The organism is Nocardia sp. NPDC058658, assembly GCF_042716665.1.
Taxonomy (GTDB): Bacteria; Actinomycetota; Actinomycetes; order Mycobacteriales; family Mycobacteriaceae; genus Nocardia.
The window spans coordinates 142,486-156,712 of the sequence record NZ_JBHXRR010000009.1; the positions used below are offsets into that span (position 1 = coordinate 142,486).

A 14,227-nucleotide genomic window follows, 5' to 3' on the forward strand; every position below is an offset into this window, starting at 1 on the left:
CGGCATGCACGGCGAGCGCAACCGGTCGTGCATGCCGGCGCCGGGCCATTCGCGCTGCCGTCGTCGGTAGGCGTTAGGTTGGTCGGGGTCGGTCTTCGTAGTCGGCCGGGGACCGATTCGACCGGACAACGGGGGACCATGCTGACCACGGGTGAAGTCTTCGCCGGGTACGCGATCGAGCGTCAGCTCGGCCGTGGCGGGATGGGGTCGGTGTATCTGGCCAGGCATCCGCGCCTCCCACGGCAGACCGCGCTCAAGCTGCTGAACCCGGAGCTGTTCGCCGACAACGAGATTCGGGCCAGGTTCGAACGGGAGGCCGACCTCGCCGCGCAACTCGAGCACCCGAACATCGTCACGGTGTACGACCGTGGCGTCGACGACGGTCGCCTCTGGATCAGCATGCAGTTCGTCGACGGCGTCGACGCGGCCACCATCGAACACCCCGTCCCCGCCGACAGCGCCCTGCACATCATCGAGGCCACCGCGGCAGCCCTCGACCACGCCCACCGCAACGGCGTCCTGCACCGCGACGTGAAGCCCGCCAACATCCTGCTCGCCGACACCGACGGCAGAGAACGCGTCCTGCTCACCGACTTCGGCATCGCCCGCCCCCGCGACGACGTCCACCACCTCACCCAGACGGGCTCGTTCACCGCGACTCTGGCCTACGCCGCCCCCGAACAACTCACTGGCGCCCACCTCGACCACCGCGTCGACCAGTACTCCCTGGCCTGCACCCTGTATTCGCTCCTGACCGGCGCAGCCCCGTTCGAAGCGACCAACCCCGTGCAGGTCATCCAAGGCCACCTCCAATCGCCACCACCGTCACTGCGCACCCGCCGACCGGATCTCCCCGCAGCCCTCGACGCCGTCCTCGCCCGAGCTCTGTCCAAACGCGCCGCCGACCGCTTCGACTCCTGCGCGGAATTCGCCGCCGCCGCACGAAGGGCTTTGAGCGGAACCGGCGCACAGCCGACCGTCTTCGCGGCGCAATCGATGCCGCAGTTCCAGCAGGCGAATCCGTACATGCCCGCGCGGCCCCGCAGTGTGCCGCAGCCGCGCTTGCCGCAGGGGCCCGTCGGAGCGCCGGTGTGGCAGCCGTCCCAGGGAAGCCCACGCCCCGCCGGAAATGCCGTGCGGTCCGTTCCCGTTCGGGGAAGACGGACTTCGCGAGGCATTGCTCCTGCGGTACTGCTGGTGGTGCTGGCCGTCGTCATAGGCGTGGGGTACTGGGGCTGGCGGGACGAGAGCACGTTCGTTGCGGAAATTCTGAATCGGACGCGGGCCCACAAGGACATCGCGGCGCTGTCGGAGGCCTTCCCGCAGCTGTTGCCGTCGGGGGAGGTCAGCGGTCTCGAGCTCGGGAATCCATACATCCAAGTCGTCGGTTTCGGTGGCCGCACATGTAGCGCATACGTCAACACGACGACCCGGGGTGAGCTCGGGTGGGAGATGGCGTTCCAGAAATCAGGCGCGAAATGGGCGTGCACCGGTCCGGAACTCAGCGATACCGACTATTCGGTGCACGCCTTCGCGACCGCAGCGGACGCTGCCGAGGCGGTGAGTCGCTTTCGGAACGAGTCCATCGAGAACGGCGAAACGTCGACCGGATCGCGCACCGACCGCCAGCTCGTACAGGGGGCCGTCGACAATTACTACGGGTCGGCCGTGGTGTCGACCTTCAGTGATAAGGCGCGAGAACGGTGGGTCCTGGTGTTCCATCGTGGATCGCCTTTCACCAAGTTGGAAGCCGACATGCCCGCTCTTCTCGCCGAGATCGACCGCTTCGATCTGAACTGAGCCCGCTCTGAGGCGATGTCCGGCACTGATTCGAGGCTCCCTCGTTTGGTAGGGTCCAGCGGTCGGACGACGAGCGAGATTCGGGGGTCAGAGAGATGGTTTCTGACGGGACGGTGTTCGCCGGCTACACGATCGACCGGCAGCTGGGTCAGGGCGGAATGGGCTCGGTGTATCTGGCCAGGCATCCACGCCTGCCCCGGTGGACCGCGCTGAAGCTGCTGAATCGGGAGTTGTTCTCCGACAAGGAGATCCGGGCCAGGTTCGAGCGGGAAGCCGATCTGGTGGCCCAGCTCGATCACCCCAATATCGTGACCGTGTTCGATCGCGGGGTCGAGGGCGATCAGCTGTGGATCAGCATGCAGTACATCGACGGGATCGACGCCTCCTCGCTGGATCCGCACAACCTGCCGCCGGACCGCGCCCTGCAGATCATCGGTGAGACCGCCGCCGCGCTCGACTACGCGCACCGCGCGGGTGTGTTGCACCGCGATGTGAAGCCCGCCAATATCCTGCTGGCGCGTTCCAGCAGTCAGGAGCGGGTGTATCTCACCGACTTCGGGATCGCCCGGCTGCGCGACGATTCGGGTCACCTGACCGAGACCGGCTCGTTCACCGCCACGCTCGCCTATGCCGCGCCCGAGCAGCTCACCGGTGCCGCGCTGGATCACCGCGCCGACCAGTACTCCCTGGCCTGCACACTGTTCACCCTGCTGACCGGCCGCGCACCGTACGAATCGACCAGCCCGGCCGCCGTCATCACCGGGCACCTGCAGTCGCCCCCGCCGCCGGTGAGCCCGCGCCGCGCCGGTCTGCCGCCGGTGCTCGACGCCGTGATGGCCCGCGCGCTCGCCAAGCGACCCGCCGACCGGTTCAGCTCGTGCGAAGAGTTCGTTGAGGCCGCTCAGCGGGCGGTGCGCACCGGAACCACGGGTGCCCGCCCGCTGGCCAGACCTACCTCGGGCGCGCACGCGCAGCCGTTCGTCGGCATGTCGCCGATGCGTCCGGTGAGTTCGGCGGCCACGCCCATCCCGCCGTACAACCCGGTGCCGATGCCACCGCGGATGCCGCAACCGCAGTACGCGCCGCAGCCGCAGTACTGGCAGCAACCGGCCCCGATCCCGGCTCCGCCCCCGCAACGCGGCGGCTGGGGGTCGGCGCTCGGCATCTACGCGGTGATGGTGATCGTGGCGATCGTGGTCGCCGGAATGATCGCGTTGCTGGCCAACCTCTGACCGACCCGTCCGGCAAGTGCCATATTCTGGTCAGAATGAGCGACTTCGACGTCACCGCCGCCGACACCATCGACCTCGACCGGTTGCGTCGTTTCGTCGCCGTCGCCGAGGAGCTGCATTTCGCGCGCGCCGCCAAGGCCCTGCGGATTCCGCGCCAGGCATTGAGCGCCACCGTGATCGAGTTGGAGGAAGAACTCGGCACTCGCGTTTTCGTTCCCGGCGCCTCGCCCACCCAGCTCTCCGATGACGGCACCGCCCTGCTCGTCCGTGCCAGGGATCTGATCCGGGCGCAGGAGCAGGCCGAGCGGGAGCAGAAGCCCGACGCGCCCGCGAGCCTGCGCGTGGGCTTCGTGCCGGGGGTGACGGTGTCGAAGTGGGCGCGGATCTGGGGCGATCGACTGCCCGACCACCCGCTCGAGGTCGTCGGTGTGGCGCAGGGGGAGCAGGAGTCGGCGCTGCGCGAGGGCCGGGTCGACGTGTGCTTCGTGCGACTGCCCATCGACCGGAGCGCGACGAACGCGATCCCGCTGTGGCAGGAGACACCGGTCGCGGTGGTCCAGAAAGACGACGCGCTGTCACTGCTCGACGCGATCAGCCCCGCGGATCTGGCCGACGAAACGATCCAGGACACCGCCGATCTCGATCAGGCCGTCGACATTCTCGCCATGGTCGCCGCTGTCGGTGGCGCGGCGATCATGCCGCAGTCGATTGCCCGCCTGCACCACCGTCGCGACCTGGTCTACCGTCCGATCCTCGACACCGAGTTCACCGAGATCGCCCTGGCCTGGCCCGCGGGGACCGACACCGATCTGCTCGAGGAGTTCGTCGGTATCGTGCGCGGCCGCTCGGCCAACAGCTCACGCGGCGGGGTGGCGGAACCGGAAAAGGCACCCGCGCGTAAACCGGCGGCGAAGAAGCCCGCAGCCAAGAAGCCCGCGCCGAAGAAGCCGGTCGCACGCGGCCGCAAACCTGCCCGACGCGGCCGCTGACACACGAAAACGCCTGCGGCACACAGTGATTGCCGCAGGCGTGGACGTTCGAAAAACTACTTCGGCATCCGCCGGGTGAGCGAGTCGACGATCAGGATGACCGCCATCAGACCGGCGAGGCCGATGAGGAACAGGTCCTCGACGTGACCCTGGTGGTTGCCGATGGTCATGCCGAGCAGTGCCAGGACGACGAACCATCCCGCGATGCGGAAGGTCTTGCGCGACTCACCGCTCCAGCCCCATGCTGCCGAGGGCACCTCGGCGGGGTCGACGCTGGTGGCGACGGCACGCTCGGTGCTGGCTTTGTCGAGGTCCGTGGCTGCCACGATCGCTCCTAAGGGCTCGAGTTCTGGTTGGGCGAGTGAGCATATCGTGGCATACGACCGTCCGTCGTAGCCAGCAGCCCTGCCACAATGGGCCCGTGTCCCACCCCGCAAACGACAGTTCCCCGTCCACCGACCGGGTGAAGGTGCTGCTTCTTGGCAGTACCGGTTCGATCGGTACCCAGGCGCTCGAGGTGATCGCCGCCAACCCCGACCGTTTCGAGGTGGTCGGCCTCGCGGCGCGCGGCGGTAATCCCGCCCTGCTCGCCGCGCAGATGGCCGCCACCGGTACCCGCAATGTCGCCGTCGCCGATCCCGCCGCCGCGCAGGCGCTCGATCTCGAACTCGGCGGGCCGGAAGCGGCCACCGAGTTGGTCCGTCGAACCGAAGCCGATGTTGTCCTCAATGCCCTTGTCGGTTCGCTCGGCCTCGAGCCCACCCTGGCGACCCTGCAGGCAGGCACCCGACTGGCGCTGGCGAACAAGGAATCCCTGGTGGCGGGCGGTTCCCTGGTGACGCGCGCGGCCGCGCCCGGTCAGATCGTGCCCGTCGACTCCGAGCACTCCGCGCTGGCCCAGTGCCTGCGCGGCGGTCGCGCCGACGAGGTGGACCGCCTCGTGCTCACCGCCTCGGGCGGCCCCTTCCGCGGCTGGACCACCGAGATGCTCGAGTCCGTGAACCCCGCCGAGGCCAAAACCCACCCGACCTGGTCGATGGGCCCGATGAACACCCTGAACTCGGCCTCGCTGGTCAACAAGGGCCTCGAGCTGATCGAAACCCACCTGCTCTTCGGCGTGCCCTACGACCGCATCGACGTCACCGTCCACCCGCAGTCGATCGTCCACTCGATGGTCACCTTCACCGACGGCTCGACCCTCGCCCAGGCCAGCCCGCCCGACATGAAACTCCCCATCGCATTGGCCCTCGGCTGGCCCGACCGCATCCCCGGCGCGGCCACCGCCTGCGACTTCGGCACCGCCGCCACCTGGACCTTCGAACCGGTCGACGACGAGGTATTCCCCGCCGTCCGCCTGGCCAGGCAGGCAGGTGAAGCGGGCGGCAGCGTCACCGCGGTCTACAACGCCGCCAACGAGGTCGCCGTCCAAGCCTTCCTCGACGGCAAGATCACTTTCCCCACGATTGTGCGCACCGTCACCCGTGCGGTAGAGGCCGCCGACCGGTGGCACGCCGAACCCGATACCCTGGACGACGTCCTAGCGGCCGACCGCTGGGCACGGGAGTATGCCGCGAAGATCATCGCGTCCTGACTCGCTCGTTCGGCCGCCAACAAACACGGCAGGGAGAACATGGTTTTCGCGCTGGGGTTCGCTCTGTTCGCCCTTGGTATCACGATCTCGATCGCGCTGCACGAGTGCGGGCACATGTGGGCCGCGCAGGCCACCGGCATGAAGGTGCGCCGCTACTTCATCGGCTTCGGGCCGAAGGTGTTCTCGGTCCGTCGCGGTGAGACCGAGTACGGGCTCAAGGCGCTGCCGCTCGGCGGTTTCTGCGATATCGCGGGCATGACGGCGCTCGACGAGCTCGAGCCCGAGGAAGTCGACCGGGCGATGTATCGCCAGGCGACCTGGAAGCGCCTGGTGGTGATGTTCGGCGGTATCGCGATGAACTTCCTGCTCGGGTTCATCCTGCTGGTGATCCTGGCCGTCGGTTGGGGTCTGCCGCAGCTGAAGCAACCAGCGGTCATCGGCGGCATGGGCTGCGTTGGTGTGCAGAATCCGGACCTGACCGTGCAGGAGTGCTCGGGCGACGGCCCGGCTCAGCGAGCGGGCCTGCGCTCCGGCGACGTAGTGACGGCGGTGAACGGCGTCCCGGTCAGCGACTGGGACGAGTTCCAGGCCGAGACGCAGAACCAGACCGGCACCTTCACCTACACGATCGAGCGGGCGGGCCAGACCAGCACGGTGACGGTCACGCCCGAGCGGATGCTGCGCTATCCCAAGGAGGGACCGGGCCGCGAGGTCAGTGTGGTCGGCGTCGGACCCGGTTTCGTCCCGCCGCAGCAGTACGGCGTCCTCGCCGCGATCCCGGCCACCGTGGTGTTCACCGGCGACTTCTTCATCGAGACGGTGAAGTCCCTGGCCAAGATGCCGCAAAAGGTGTCGGCGCTGTGGGAAGCCGTCACCGGCGGTGAGCGCGACCCGGAGACCCCGGTCAGCGTCTACGGTGCCAGCCGCCTCGGTGGCGAGACCGCCGAGCGTGGCCTGTGGGGCATGTTCATCCTGATCCTGGCCAGCCTGAACTTCTTCCTCGGCGCGTTCAACCTGCTGCCGTTGCTGCCCCTGGACGGCGGTCACATCGCCGTCGTGCTCTACGAGAAGGCCCGCAACATGATCCGCGGCTGGCTCGGCAAGGCCCCTGCCGGCCCGGTGGATTACCTCAAGCTCCTGCCGCTGACGTATGTGGCGGTAGTGATCGGTGGCGCGTTCATGCTGCTCACCTTGGCCGCCGACATCGTCAACCCGATCACCCTGCGGTAATCTCGGCGGCTGGCGCCGCGGGTTTTCGGCCTCGTAACCCCGAATCCGAGGGGCGATACTGCGCCTGCGGCGTTCCGTCTCGCCCCTCGGATCCGGGGCGGCCGAAAACTGCGAAGTTTCCACTGTAGTGCCCCTCACAGGGCGCCTGGTCACCCTGCGCGACTAAGCTCGGCAACAACAAGCCCGGTCATTCCGCGAACCGTACGAAAGAAGGCAGCCGACCGTGACCAGCACCATCGGATTGGGGATGCCCGCCGCCCCCGCTGCTGTTCTCGCACCCCGGCGCAAGACCCGCCAGCTCATGGTCGGCAATGTCGGTGTCGGTAGCGATTCGCCCATCTCGGTGCAGTCGATGACCACCACCAAGACCCACGACATCAACGCCACCCTGCAGCAGATCGCCGAGCTCACCGCCTCGGGCTGCGACATCGTGCGGGTGGCCTGTCCGCGTCAGGAAGACGCCGACGCGCTCGCCACGATCGCGAAGAAGTCGCAGATCCCGGTGATCGCCGACATCCACTTCCAGCCGCGCTACATCTTCGCCGCGATCGACGCGGGCTGCGCCGCGGTGCGCGTGAACCCGGGCAACATCAAGGAATTCGACGGCCGCGTCGGCGAGGTCGCCAAGGCCGCCGGTGCCGCGGGCATCCCGATTCGCATCGGCGTGAATGCCGGATCGCTGGACAAGCGAATGCTGGAGAAGTACGGCAAGGCCACTCCCGAGGCGCTGGTGGAGTCCGCGCTGTGGGAGGCGAGCCTGTTCGAAGAGCACGGCTTCGGCGACATCAAGATCTCGGTCAAGCACAACGACCCGGTGATCATGGTCGAGGCCTACCGCCAGCTCGCCGCGCAGAGCGACTACCCGCTGCACCTCGGTGTCACCGAGGCGGGCCCGGCGTTCCAGGGCACGATCAAGTCCGCGGTGGCCTTCGGCGCGCTGCTCAGCGAGGGCATCGGCGACACGATCCGCGTCTCGCTCTCGGCCCCGCCCGCCGAGGAGATCAAGGTCGGCGGCCAGATCCTGCAGTCGCTGAACCTGCGCCCGCGCAAGCTCGAGATCGTGTCCTGCCCGTCGTGCGGCCGCGCTCAGGTGGACGTGTACACCCTCGCCGACGCCGTCGCCGCAGGTCTGGACGGTCTGGAAGTGCCGCTGCGCGTCGCCGTCATGGGCTGCGTCGTGAACGGTCCGGGCGAGGCCCGCGAAGCCGACCTCGGTGTCGCCTCCGGCAACGGCAAGGGCCAGATCTTCGTCAAGGGCGAGGTCATCAAGACCGTGCCCGAGCACATGATCGTGGAGACCCTGATCGAAGAGGCCATGCGCATCGCCGAGGAAATGGGCGAGCAGCCCGGCGGCGAACCCGTCGTCACCGTCAGCTGAACCAACCTCCCACTCACGGTCCGGCGTCGGATTCGGCGGACCCGTACCGTTCGGCGTGCTTTCGTGGCAGGCTGGTGCCGTGCGGAGTCTGCTGGAGCCGACGCGACGGTCGAAGACCGCTCCCGCGCGTCCGGTGGCCGTGCGAGATCTCGGTGAAGTGCTGCGCGTCCTCGACGCCGACCCGGTCGCCTCGTGCATGATCGCCGCCCGCGTACAGGAATTCGGGCTCGACGCGCGCACCGGTGTCGGTGAGCTGTGGAGCCGTGGCGGACCGGCCGACTCCCTGTGTTTCTCCGGCGCGAACCTGGTGCCGTTACGCGGTGACCAGCAGGCATTACGCGCGTTCGCCGACCGGGCAGGCCGCTGGCCACGGGTGTGTTCCTCGGTGGTCGGCAGGCAGGAACTCGCCCTCCCGCTGTGGGAGATGCTGCTCCCCACCTGGGGTCCGGCCAGGGAGTTACGCGCCGACCAACCCCTGCTCGCACTTGCCCAACCGGCCGCCGCGCGCGCCGACGGGGGAGTGCGCCGGGTCCGGCCCGACGAGATCGACCGGTACCTGAGCGCCGCGATCGCCATGTTCATCGAAGAGGTCGGCATCGATCCGCGCACCGGCGACGGCGGCCGCGGCTACCGGCGGCGGATCAAGAGTCTCATCGAATCCGGCAGGGCCTGGGCACGTTTCGAAGACGGCGAGGTCATCTTCAAAGCCGAGATCGGGGCACTGTCGCGCCGCACCGGCCAGATCCAGGGCGTCTGGGTACATCCCGAGCACCGGGGCGCGGGCGTCGGCACCGCGGGTACCGCATCGGTCGCCAATGCCGTTGTGGCAACGGGCCGTACGGCCAGCCTCTACGTCAACGACTACAACAGCATCGCCCGCCGCGCGTACAGCCGAGTCGGCTTCCGCCAGATCGCTACCTTCGCAACTGTCCTGGTGGACTGAATCTTTGGCGCGTGGCGCCGAGGTCAGCGGGCCCTTCGCCGCTACCATCGGTCCCGATGAGGACACGGATGCTCACCACATGCGCGGTGGCCGCCCTCGCCGTCGCGGCGACCGCCTGTTCTTCCGGTGCCCAAGGCCCGGTGCCCGCCGCCGACGCCTTCGCCACCGCGTTCGCCGACCACGATCTGGCCGCGGCGGCAGCGCTCACCACCGCGCCCGAGAAGGCAACGGCGGCACTGACTTCGACGTGGGAGGCGTTGCAGGCGGAGAAGCTGTCGATCCGCACCGGCGACGCGCGCGTGAACGGCGACACCGCCACCGTCGACTACACCTACGAGTGGACCCTGCCCAAGGGGCGCCAGTGGACCTACTCCGGCGAATTGCAGATGGGCCGCAGCGACGGCCGCTGGCTGGTCCGCTGGAACTCCGCCGACATCCACCCCGAACTCGGCGACACCCAGAGCATGGAACTGCGCACCCGCCCCGCCCCGCGCGCCAGGGTGAACGAGTCGGCGGGCAGCGACGTACTCGTCCCCGGCAAAGTCTCGCGGGTGAAATTCACCGTGGCCGACGCCCCCGACCCCACCCGGGTCGCCGGTGCGCTCGCCGGTGCGCTGAGCCGCATCGACCCGGTCGCCTACACCCCGCAGTCGATCCTCACCGCCGCCCGCAAGACCGAGGGTGCGCACACCGTGATCCTGCTCAACGAATACGAGGCCGAAACCATCGGCGGCGAACTGATCGGCCTGCCCGGGGTGACCCTGACCCAGGAGTGGGACATGGTGCCCACCGACCGCAAATTCGCGCCCGACCTGCTCACCCAGGTCCGCAAGACGGTGATCGCCGAGGTCGACGGCAAGGCGGGCTGGAGTGTGGTCACCCGCAATGCCGACGGCGCCGATCTCGCCGTGCTGCACGAGGTGGCGGCTGAGCCCGCGCCGTCGTTCGCGCTGAGCATCGACCGGTTCGTCCAGAATTCCGCCCAGCACGCCGTCGACCTGCGCACCGAGCAGGCGATGATGGTGGTGATCCGCCCGTCCACCGGTGCGATTCTCGCGGTGGCCCAGAACAAGTTCGCCGACCGCGACGGCCCGGTGGCCACCAGCGGTCAGTACCCGCCGGGCTCGATCTTCAAAACGGTCACGGCGTCGGCGGCGATGGCGTCCGGGCTGGCCACGCCCGACACCGTGCTCGCCTGTCCGAGCAGCACCATCATCGGCGAACGCACCATCCCGAACTACAACATGTTCTCCGTCGGTGAGGTGCCGATGGCCACCGCCTACGAACGCTCGTGCAACACCACCTTCGCGCGACTGGCCAGCAAGCTCGAACCCGACGCGCTCACCCGGGCGGCGGCGCGTCTCGGCATCGGCCAGGACTACAAGGTCGAAGGTCTACCGACCATGTCCGGCTCGGTGCCGAAAGCCGAGGGCCTCGTTCAGCGCGCCGAAGACGGCATCGGACAGGGACGTGTGGTGGTGAGCCCGTTCGGGATGGCGGTGATGGCCGCGACGGTCGCCCACGGTGCCGCGCCGGTGCCGTACTTGATCGCGGGCAGGCCCACCGAGATCACCGGCGAGCGACCGGCGATCGCGCCGGAGGTGGTCGAGGGGCTGCGGTCGATGATGCGCATGGTGGTCACCGGCGGTACGGCCGAACGCATCAGGGACCAGGGCGAGGTGTACGGCAAGACCGGGGAAGCCGAGGTCGACGGTGGATCGCACTCGTGGTTCGTCGGCTATCGCGGGGATATCGCGTTCGCGACCTTGCTGGTGAAGGGTGGCAGCTCCGACAACGCGGTCGCCACCACCCGGGATATGTTCGCCGCCCTACCCGCAGGCTACTGAGTCGCCAGCAGACCGCGCACCACCGCGAGCGAGGTGCTCTCGGTGTGGGAGGACGCCGTGTCGTGCAGCACGTTGTAGTTGACTACCGGCTCGGGTGCGGCCCCCATGGCCGCGCCGTCGAGGATGTCGATGGCGGCCGCGCCGCCGAGAATCATCCCCGCAGTGGTCAAGATCAGAGTGGAACGCCTCATATTTCGTCTCCCTCATTCAGGGTTTCGACGTGTTGGCGGGGTCTAACGATTGGCCGAGGATTAGCTGATGCACAACCGTAGAACGGCAGTTACTACGGCGACAGGCGACGGCAGCAAGCGACACACAATTGTTGCCCTATGTGCGGGCGTGTTCGAACACAACCGCTACCGCACCGTGATGAAAAGGTGAACTACCGGTTTTGCTCGCGCAAATGCGCTGATCAGAGGCAATGTTCGGGTAAATTACCGAATTACACGTGACTCAGCCGCGTTGCAGAGTTGCGGCGAGATGATGCTGCAAAGATTCGCCGACAGCGGCCATCCGCAGCGTGTACTCGATCACGTCGCCGGTGACATGGAACGATCGGCTCACCGCGGTAACCGGCTTAGCCGATTCGCTCAGACCGATATTCGTCGAGTTGAATTCCAGCCGAATTCCGTCGACCGTTTCGGTGATCGTGCCTTCGCAGATCTCGGTGATTCCGGTCGGGTGGGCGAGGATCAGTTCGACCCGGCCGGGCGCCGGGCTGCGCAGGTAACCGGTCTCCGCGTGCAGCGGCCGACCGTCGGAGCCGGCCTTGGTCCGCTGCTTGTAGGTGAGGAACGGCCGACCGAGGTGCCCGAAGGTGATCTCCTCGACGTAGTCGAAGGATTCGATGGTCGGGTATTCGCCGTGCCCCCGTCCGCGCCAGGTACCGAGTAGCGGTGCCAGAGCGGCGATGTCGGGATGCGGGGCGATGTTGGGGGAGGGTTCGACCACGGCCGACAGCGTAGTCCGGTGGTTCCGGTGGCGGTCACGGCACACCGTCGCAGCAGCCACGATAAGGTCAGCCTCGCCTGAACGCCGTCCGGCGGAAGGTCGAAAGGACTACAGAACGTGAACGGACATGTGAGGGGTGCCCGCGGGGCGCGGTCCGGGCTGGTGCGCGGTGCGGTACTCGGCGCGGCAGTGTTGCTCGCCGCGGCGTGCTCGAACACCGAGCCATCGACCGAGCCCGCCGCGCTGGACGGCAACCGCTACAGCCAGACCAATCTGGCCGCCGACAAGGACTCCTATCACGCCCAGTTCACGCTGCCCGGCATGGTCAATGCCTGGGGTCTGGCCGATCGGCCGAAGGGTGCGGGCGGGCACTTCTGGGTCGGCGCGGGCGGCAAGTCGTTCCAGTTCCTCGGTGATGTGCAGGAGTCGTCGGACCCCAAGCTGCAGAAGCTGACCCAGGACCAGCTCAAGCTCGTCGGCATCCCCGGCGCCGACGCCGACACCTCCGACAAGAGCATCGGCAAGGCCACCGGCGTGGTGTTCAACCCGGCGCCGATCACCTCGGATCTGTTCGTGGTGCGCGACCAGTGGGTCGATGTGGACGGCATGCCGATCCCGCTCGGCGGTTCCGCGCGCTTCATCTTCGCCACCGATTCGGGCAAGATCTCGGCCTGGACCGAGCAGGCTCCCGACGGCGCGATCGTGCGCCGCGACGGCGGCGCGAACCAGGTGTTCGACGGCTCCGCGCAGGGCATGGCCTTCTTCGGCATCGCGCTGTCACCCTCGGGCGACAAGCTGCTCGCCGCCGATTTCGGCACCGACCCGCAGGTGCGCACGTTCGACAAGAACTGGCAGCCGGTCGCCACCACCGGTTTCGCCAACCCGTTCGCCACCGGCGAGGTGATCGACCCGTCCTCGCCGGAGAAGGGCAAGAAGGCAAAGCCCGGCGACCCGGCACCGTTCAACATCACCACCCTCGGCAGCCGGGTGTTCGTCTCCTACGCCGTCACCGCACCCGACGAGAAGGACCCGAAGGCCTTCGACAAGGGCGAAGAGGCCTCGCTCGACGCCGACCAGGACAAGGCTTCGGACGGCAAGCCGGACCGGGGCAAGGTCGCCGAGTTCGACGCCGCAGGCAAGCTGGTGCGCATCATCGACGACGGCGGCAGGCTCAACGCGCCGTGGGGTGTGGCGATCGCGCCGTCGAACTTCGGCGCGCTCTCGGGCAAGCTGCTGATCGGCAACTTCGGCGGCCTCGGCCGCGTCCTCGCCTACGACGACACCACCGGCACCTTCGTCGACTACCTGCGCGACGGTGAGTCGAAGCCGGTCGAGATCGAGGGTCTGTGGGCCTTGATGTTCGGCAACGGCGAAAGCCTTGGCGACACGAACGCCCTGTACTTCACGGCAGGCCCGGAGGACGAAAAAGACGGCCTCTTCGGCAGCCTGCGCGTGCAGTAAGTAGGAGGCGGACAAGGTAGGCGTACCGGACAATTCGAGTGTCCGGGGAGAAACCGCTTCCGCTGAGGGCATTGTGAGGGACAGTGGTGGCGGAATGGTTGCCGGTTGGGCGCGATCTGCGCGGGTTCGGGGCCGTTCCGTCCGCACGCGATGGCACCTCCACCGGGGTGTCGTGCCCGAGCCGGAGGTGTGCCAGATGCAGGTTTCGCGCGTTGACGTCGGCGGCTCGGCGGGGGAGCGGTGACATGCGGCATTCGGCACGAGAGGCGATGCTGCCCGGCCGCGACGTTCTCCTCGCGGCCTTCCGCGGTTTGCCGCATGATGACCACCCCATCCTCGACGCCGCGGGCGAGTTGGCGGTGCTGCACCAGTTGCGCGAGCGAACGCCGCTGAGCGAGTCCGAGCGGATCGACCGCCGTCGCGCCCAGCTGATGCGCGCGATCGACCGCTGGGTCATCCTCGCCGCTCCCGTGCCGCCCGCCGCGGCCGACGAACACTGCGAAACCCTCGGCGGCCTGGTCGACCGCCTCGCCCGACACTGCTCCCAAACCTTTGTCGCCCTGGCAGACGCCCCCGAATCGGTCTTCTACGACGAGTGGATCCGCCTCGACGACCTCGCCGACACCTACGAACGCCTGATCGACGACCTGTGGTCAGGTGTACGCAGCCTCCCTGCGCACACCTATTGACGGCAGCACGCACCTTTACGGCCAGCACCGACGGAATCCACACCTCACATGGTGTGCGAACCGTGTGTGGACTCGGATCGCCCACGGTGCGGGTGCCGCTCGAAACCCTTGGGTGG

The 14,227-nt window shown here is 68.2% G+C and carries 13 protein-coding genes; 10 read left to right on the forward strand and 3 right to left on the reverse strand.

The genetic code is table 11. The annotated features are described in order from the left end of the window. The first annotated feature begins 138 nt into the window (after positions 1-138). The 3 genes from ACFWUP_RS15975 (at position 139) to ACFWUP_RS15985 (ending at position 4,021) form a co-directional block, all read left to right on the forward strand. Complete coding sequence (locus ACFWUP_RS15975; RefSeq protein WP_379234834.1) at positions 139-1,800, forward strand: serine/threonine-protein kinase; 1,662 nt, start codon at positions 139-141, stop codon at positions 1,798-1,800. A 95-nt stretch (positions 1,801-1,895) separates the two neighbouring features. Next, entirely contained in the window at positions 1,896-3,032 is a 1,137-nt protein-coding gene (locus ACFWUP_RS15980) for a serine/threonine-protein kinase (RefSeq protein ID WP_379234836.1), read from the forward strand. A gap of 35 nt (positions 3,033-3,067) precedes the next feature. Then, complete coding sequence (locus tag ACFWUP_RS15985) at positions 3,068-4,021, forward strand: LysR family transcriptional regulator (RefSeq protein WP_379234838.1); 954 nt, start codon at positions 3,068-3,070, stop codon at positions 4,019-4,021. A 56-nt stretch (positions 4,022-4,077) separates the two neighbouring features. Here ACFWUP_RS15985 and ACFWUP_RS15990 read toward each other — a convergent pair whose 3' ends face one another. Further along, on the reverse strand, positions 4,078-4,347 hold the full coding sequence (locus ACFWUP_RS15990; protein WP_379234840.1) for a DUF2631 domain-containing protein: 270 nt from the start codon (positions 4,345-4,347) through the stop codon (positions 4,078-4,080). A gap of 95 nt (positions 4,348-4,442) precedes the next feature. Here ACFWUP_RS15990 and dxr point away from each other — a divergent pair, with 95 nt between their 5' ends. From dxr to ACFWUP_RS16015, 5 genes are all read left to right on the forward strand, one after another. Continuing rightward, positions 4,443-5,612, forward strand: a complete 1,170-nt coding sequence (gene dxr / locus ACFWUP_RS15995; RefSeq protein WP_379234842.1) for a 1-deoxy-D-xylulose-5-phosphate reductoisomerase — start codon at positions 4,443-4,445, stop codon at positions 5,610-5,612. A gap of 39 nt (positions 5,613-5,651) precedes the next feature. Further along, positions 5,652-6,842 carry a M50 family metallopeptidase gene (locus tag ACFWUP_RS16000; protein WP_379234844.1) on the forward strand — a complete coding sequence of 397 codons (1,191 nt, stop codon included), beginning with the start codon at positions 5,652-5,654 and terminating at the stop codon, positions 6,840-6,842. Between the two features lie 223 nt (positions 6,843-7,065). Continuing rightward, the gene (gene ispG, locus ACFWUP_RS16005) at positions 7,066-8,220 is read left to right on the forward strand and encodes a flavodoxin-dependent (E)-4-hydroxy-3-methylbut-2-enyl-diphosphate synthase (RefSeq protein ID WP_379234846.1); all 1,155 of its coding nucleotides are present in this window, start codon (positions 7,066-7,068) and stop codon (positions 8,218-8,220) included. A gap of 88 nt (positions 8,221-8,308) precedes the next feature. Continuing rightward, entirely contained in the window at positions 8,309-9,163 is an 855-nt protein-coding gene (locus ACFWUP_RS16010; protein ID WP_379235004.1) for a GNAT family N-acetyltransferase, read from the forward strand. A 56-nt stretch (positions 9,164-9,219) separates the two neighbouring features. Continuing rightward, positions 9,220-11,010: a penicillin-binding transpeptidase domain-containing protein gene (locus ACFWUP_RS16015; RefSeq protein ID WP_379234848.1), complete on the forward strand. Its 1,791-nt coding sequence runs from the start codon at positions 9,220-9,222 to the stop codon at positions 11,008-11,010. Here the strand turns inward: ACFWUP_RS16015 and ACFWUP_RS16020 are convergent. Beyond that, complete coding sequence (locus tag ACFWUP_RS16020; protein ID WP_379234850.1) at positions 11,004-11,201, reverse strand: hypothetical protein; 198 nt, start codon at positions 11,199-11,201, stop codon at positions 11,004-11,006. The two genes, ACFWUP_RS16015 and ACFWUP_RS16020, sit on opposite strands and share 7 nt — an antisense overlap. Before the next feature lie 262 nt (positions 11,202-11,463). Beyond that, positions 11,464-11,961 (reverse strand): peroxynitrite isomerase, encoded by a 498-nt coding sequence (locus ACFWUP_RS16025; protein WP_379234852.1) that lies wholly within the window; start codon positions 11,959-11,961, stop codon positions 11,464-11,466. 117 nt (positions 11,962-12,078) lie between these two features. On the opposite strand from ACFWUP_RS16025, the gene ACFWUP_RS16030 reads away from it, so the two are divergent. Then, positions 12,079-13,422 carry a TIGR03118 family protein gene (locus ACFWUP_RS16030; protein ID WP_379234854.1) on the forward strand — a complete coding sequence of 448 codons (1,344 nt, stop codon included), beginning with the start codon at positions 12,079-12,081 and terminating at the stop codon, positions 13,420-13,422. Between the two features lie 245 nt (positions 13,423-13,667). Next, the gene (locus ACFWUP_RS16035; RefSeq protein WP_379234855.1) at positions 13,668-14,111 is read left to right on the forward strand and encodes a hypothetical protein; all 444 of its coding nucleotides are present in this window, start codon (positions 13,668-13,670) and stop codon (positions 14,109-14,111) included. The last annotated feature ends 116 nt before the right edge of the window (positions 14,112-14,227 follow it).

Excerpts from the sequence above, each read along its gene's own strand:
- ACFWUP_RS15975 (WP_379234834.1), top strand. The coding sequence starts at position 139 with ATGCTGACCACGGGTGAAGTCTTCGCCGGGTACGCGATCGAGCGTCAG.
- ACFWUP_RS15980 (WP_379234836.1), top strand. The coding sequence starts at position 1,896 with ATGGTTTCTGACGGGACGGTGTTCGCCGGCTACACGATCGACCGGCAG.
- ACFWUP_RS15985 (WP_379234838.1), top strand. The coding sequence starts at position 3,068 with ATGAGCGACTTCGACGTCACCGCCGCCGACACCATCGACCTCGACCGG.
- ACFWUP_RS16000 (WP_379234844.1), top strand. The coding sequence starts at position 5,652 with ATGGTTTTCGCGCTGGGGTTCGCTCTGTTCGCCCTTGGTATCACGATC.
- ACFWUP_RS16015 (WP_379234848.1), top strand. The coding sequence starts at position 9,220 with ATGAGGACACGGATGCTCACCACATGCGCGGTGGCCGCCCTCGCCGTC.
- ACFWUP_RS16020 (WP_379234850.1), bottom strand. The coding sequence starts at position 11,201 with ATGAGGCGTTCCACTCTGATCTTGACCACTGCGGGGATGATTCTCGGC.
- ACFWUP_RS16035 (WP_379234855.1), top strand. The coding sequence starts at position 13,668 with ATGCGGCATTCGGCACGAGAGGCGATGCTGCCCGGCCGCGACGTTCTC.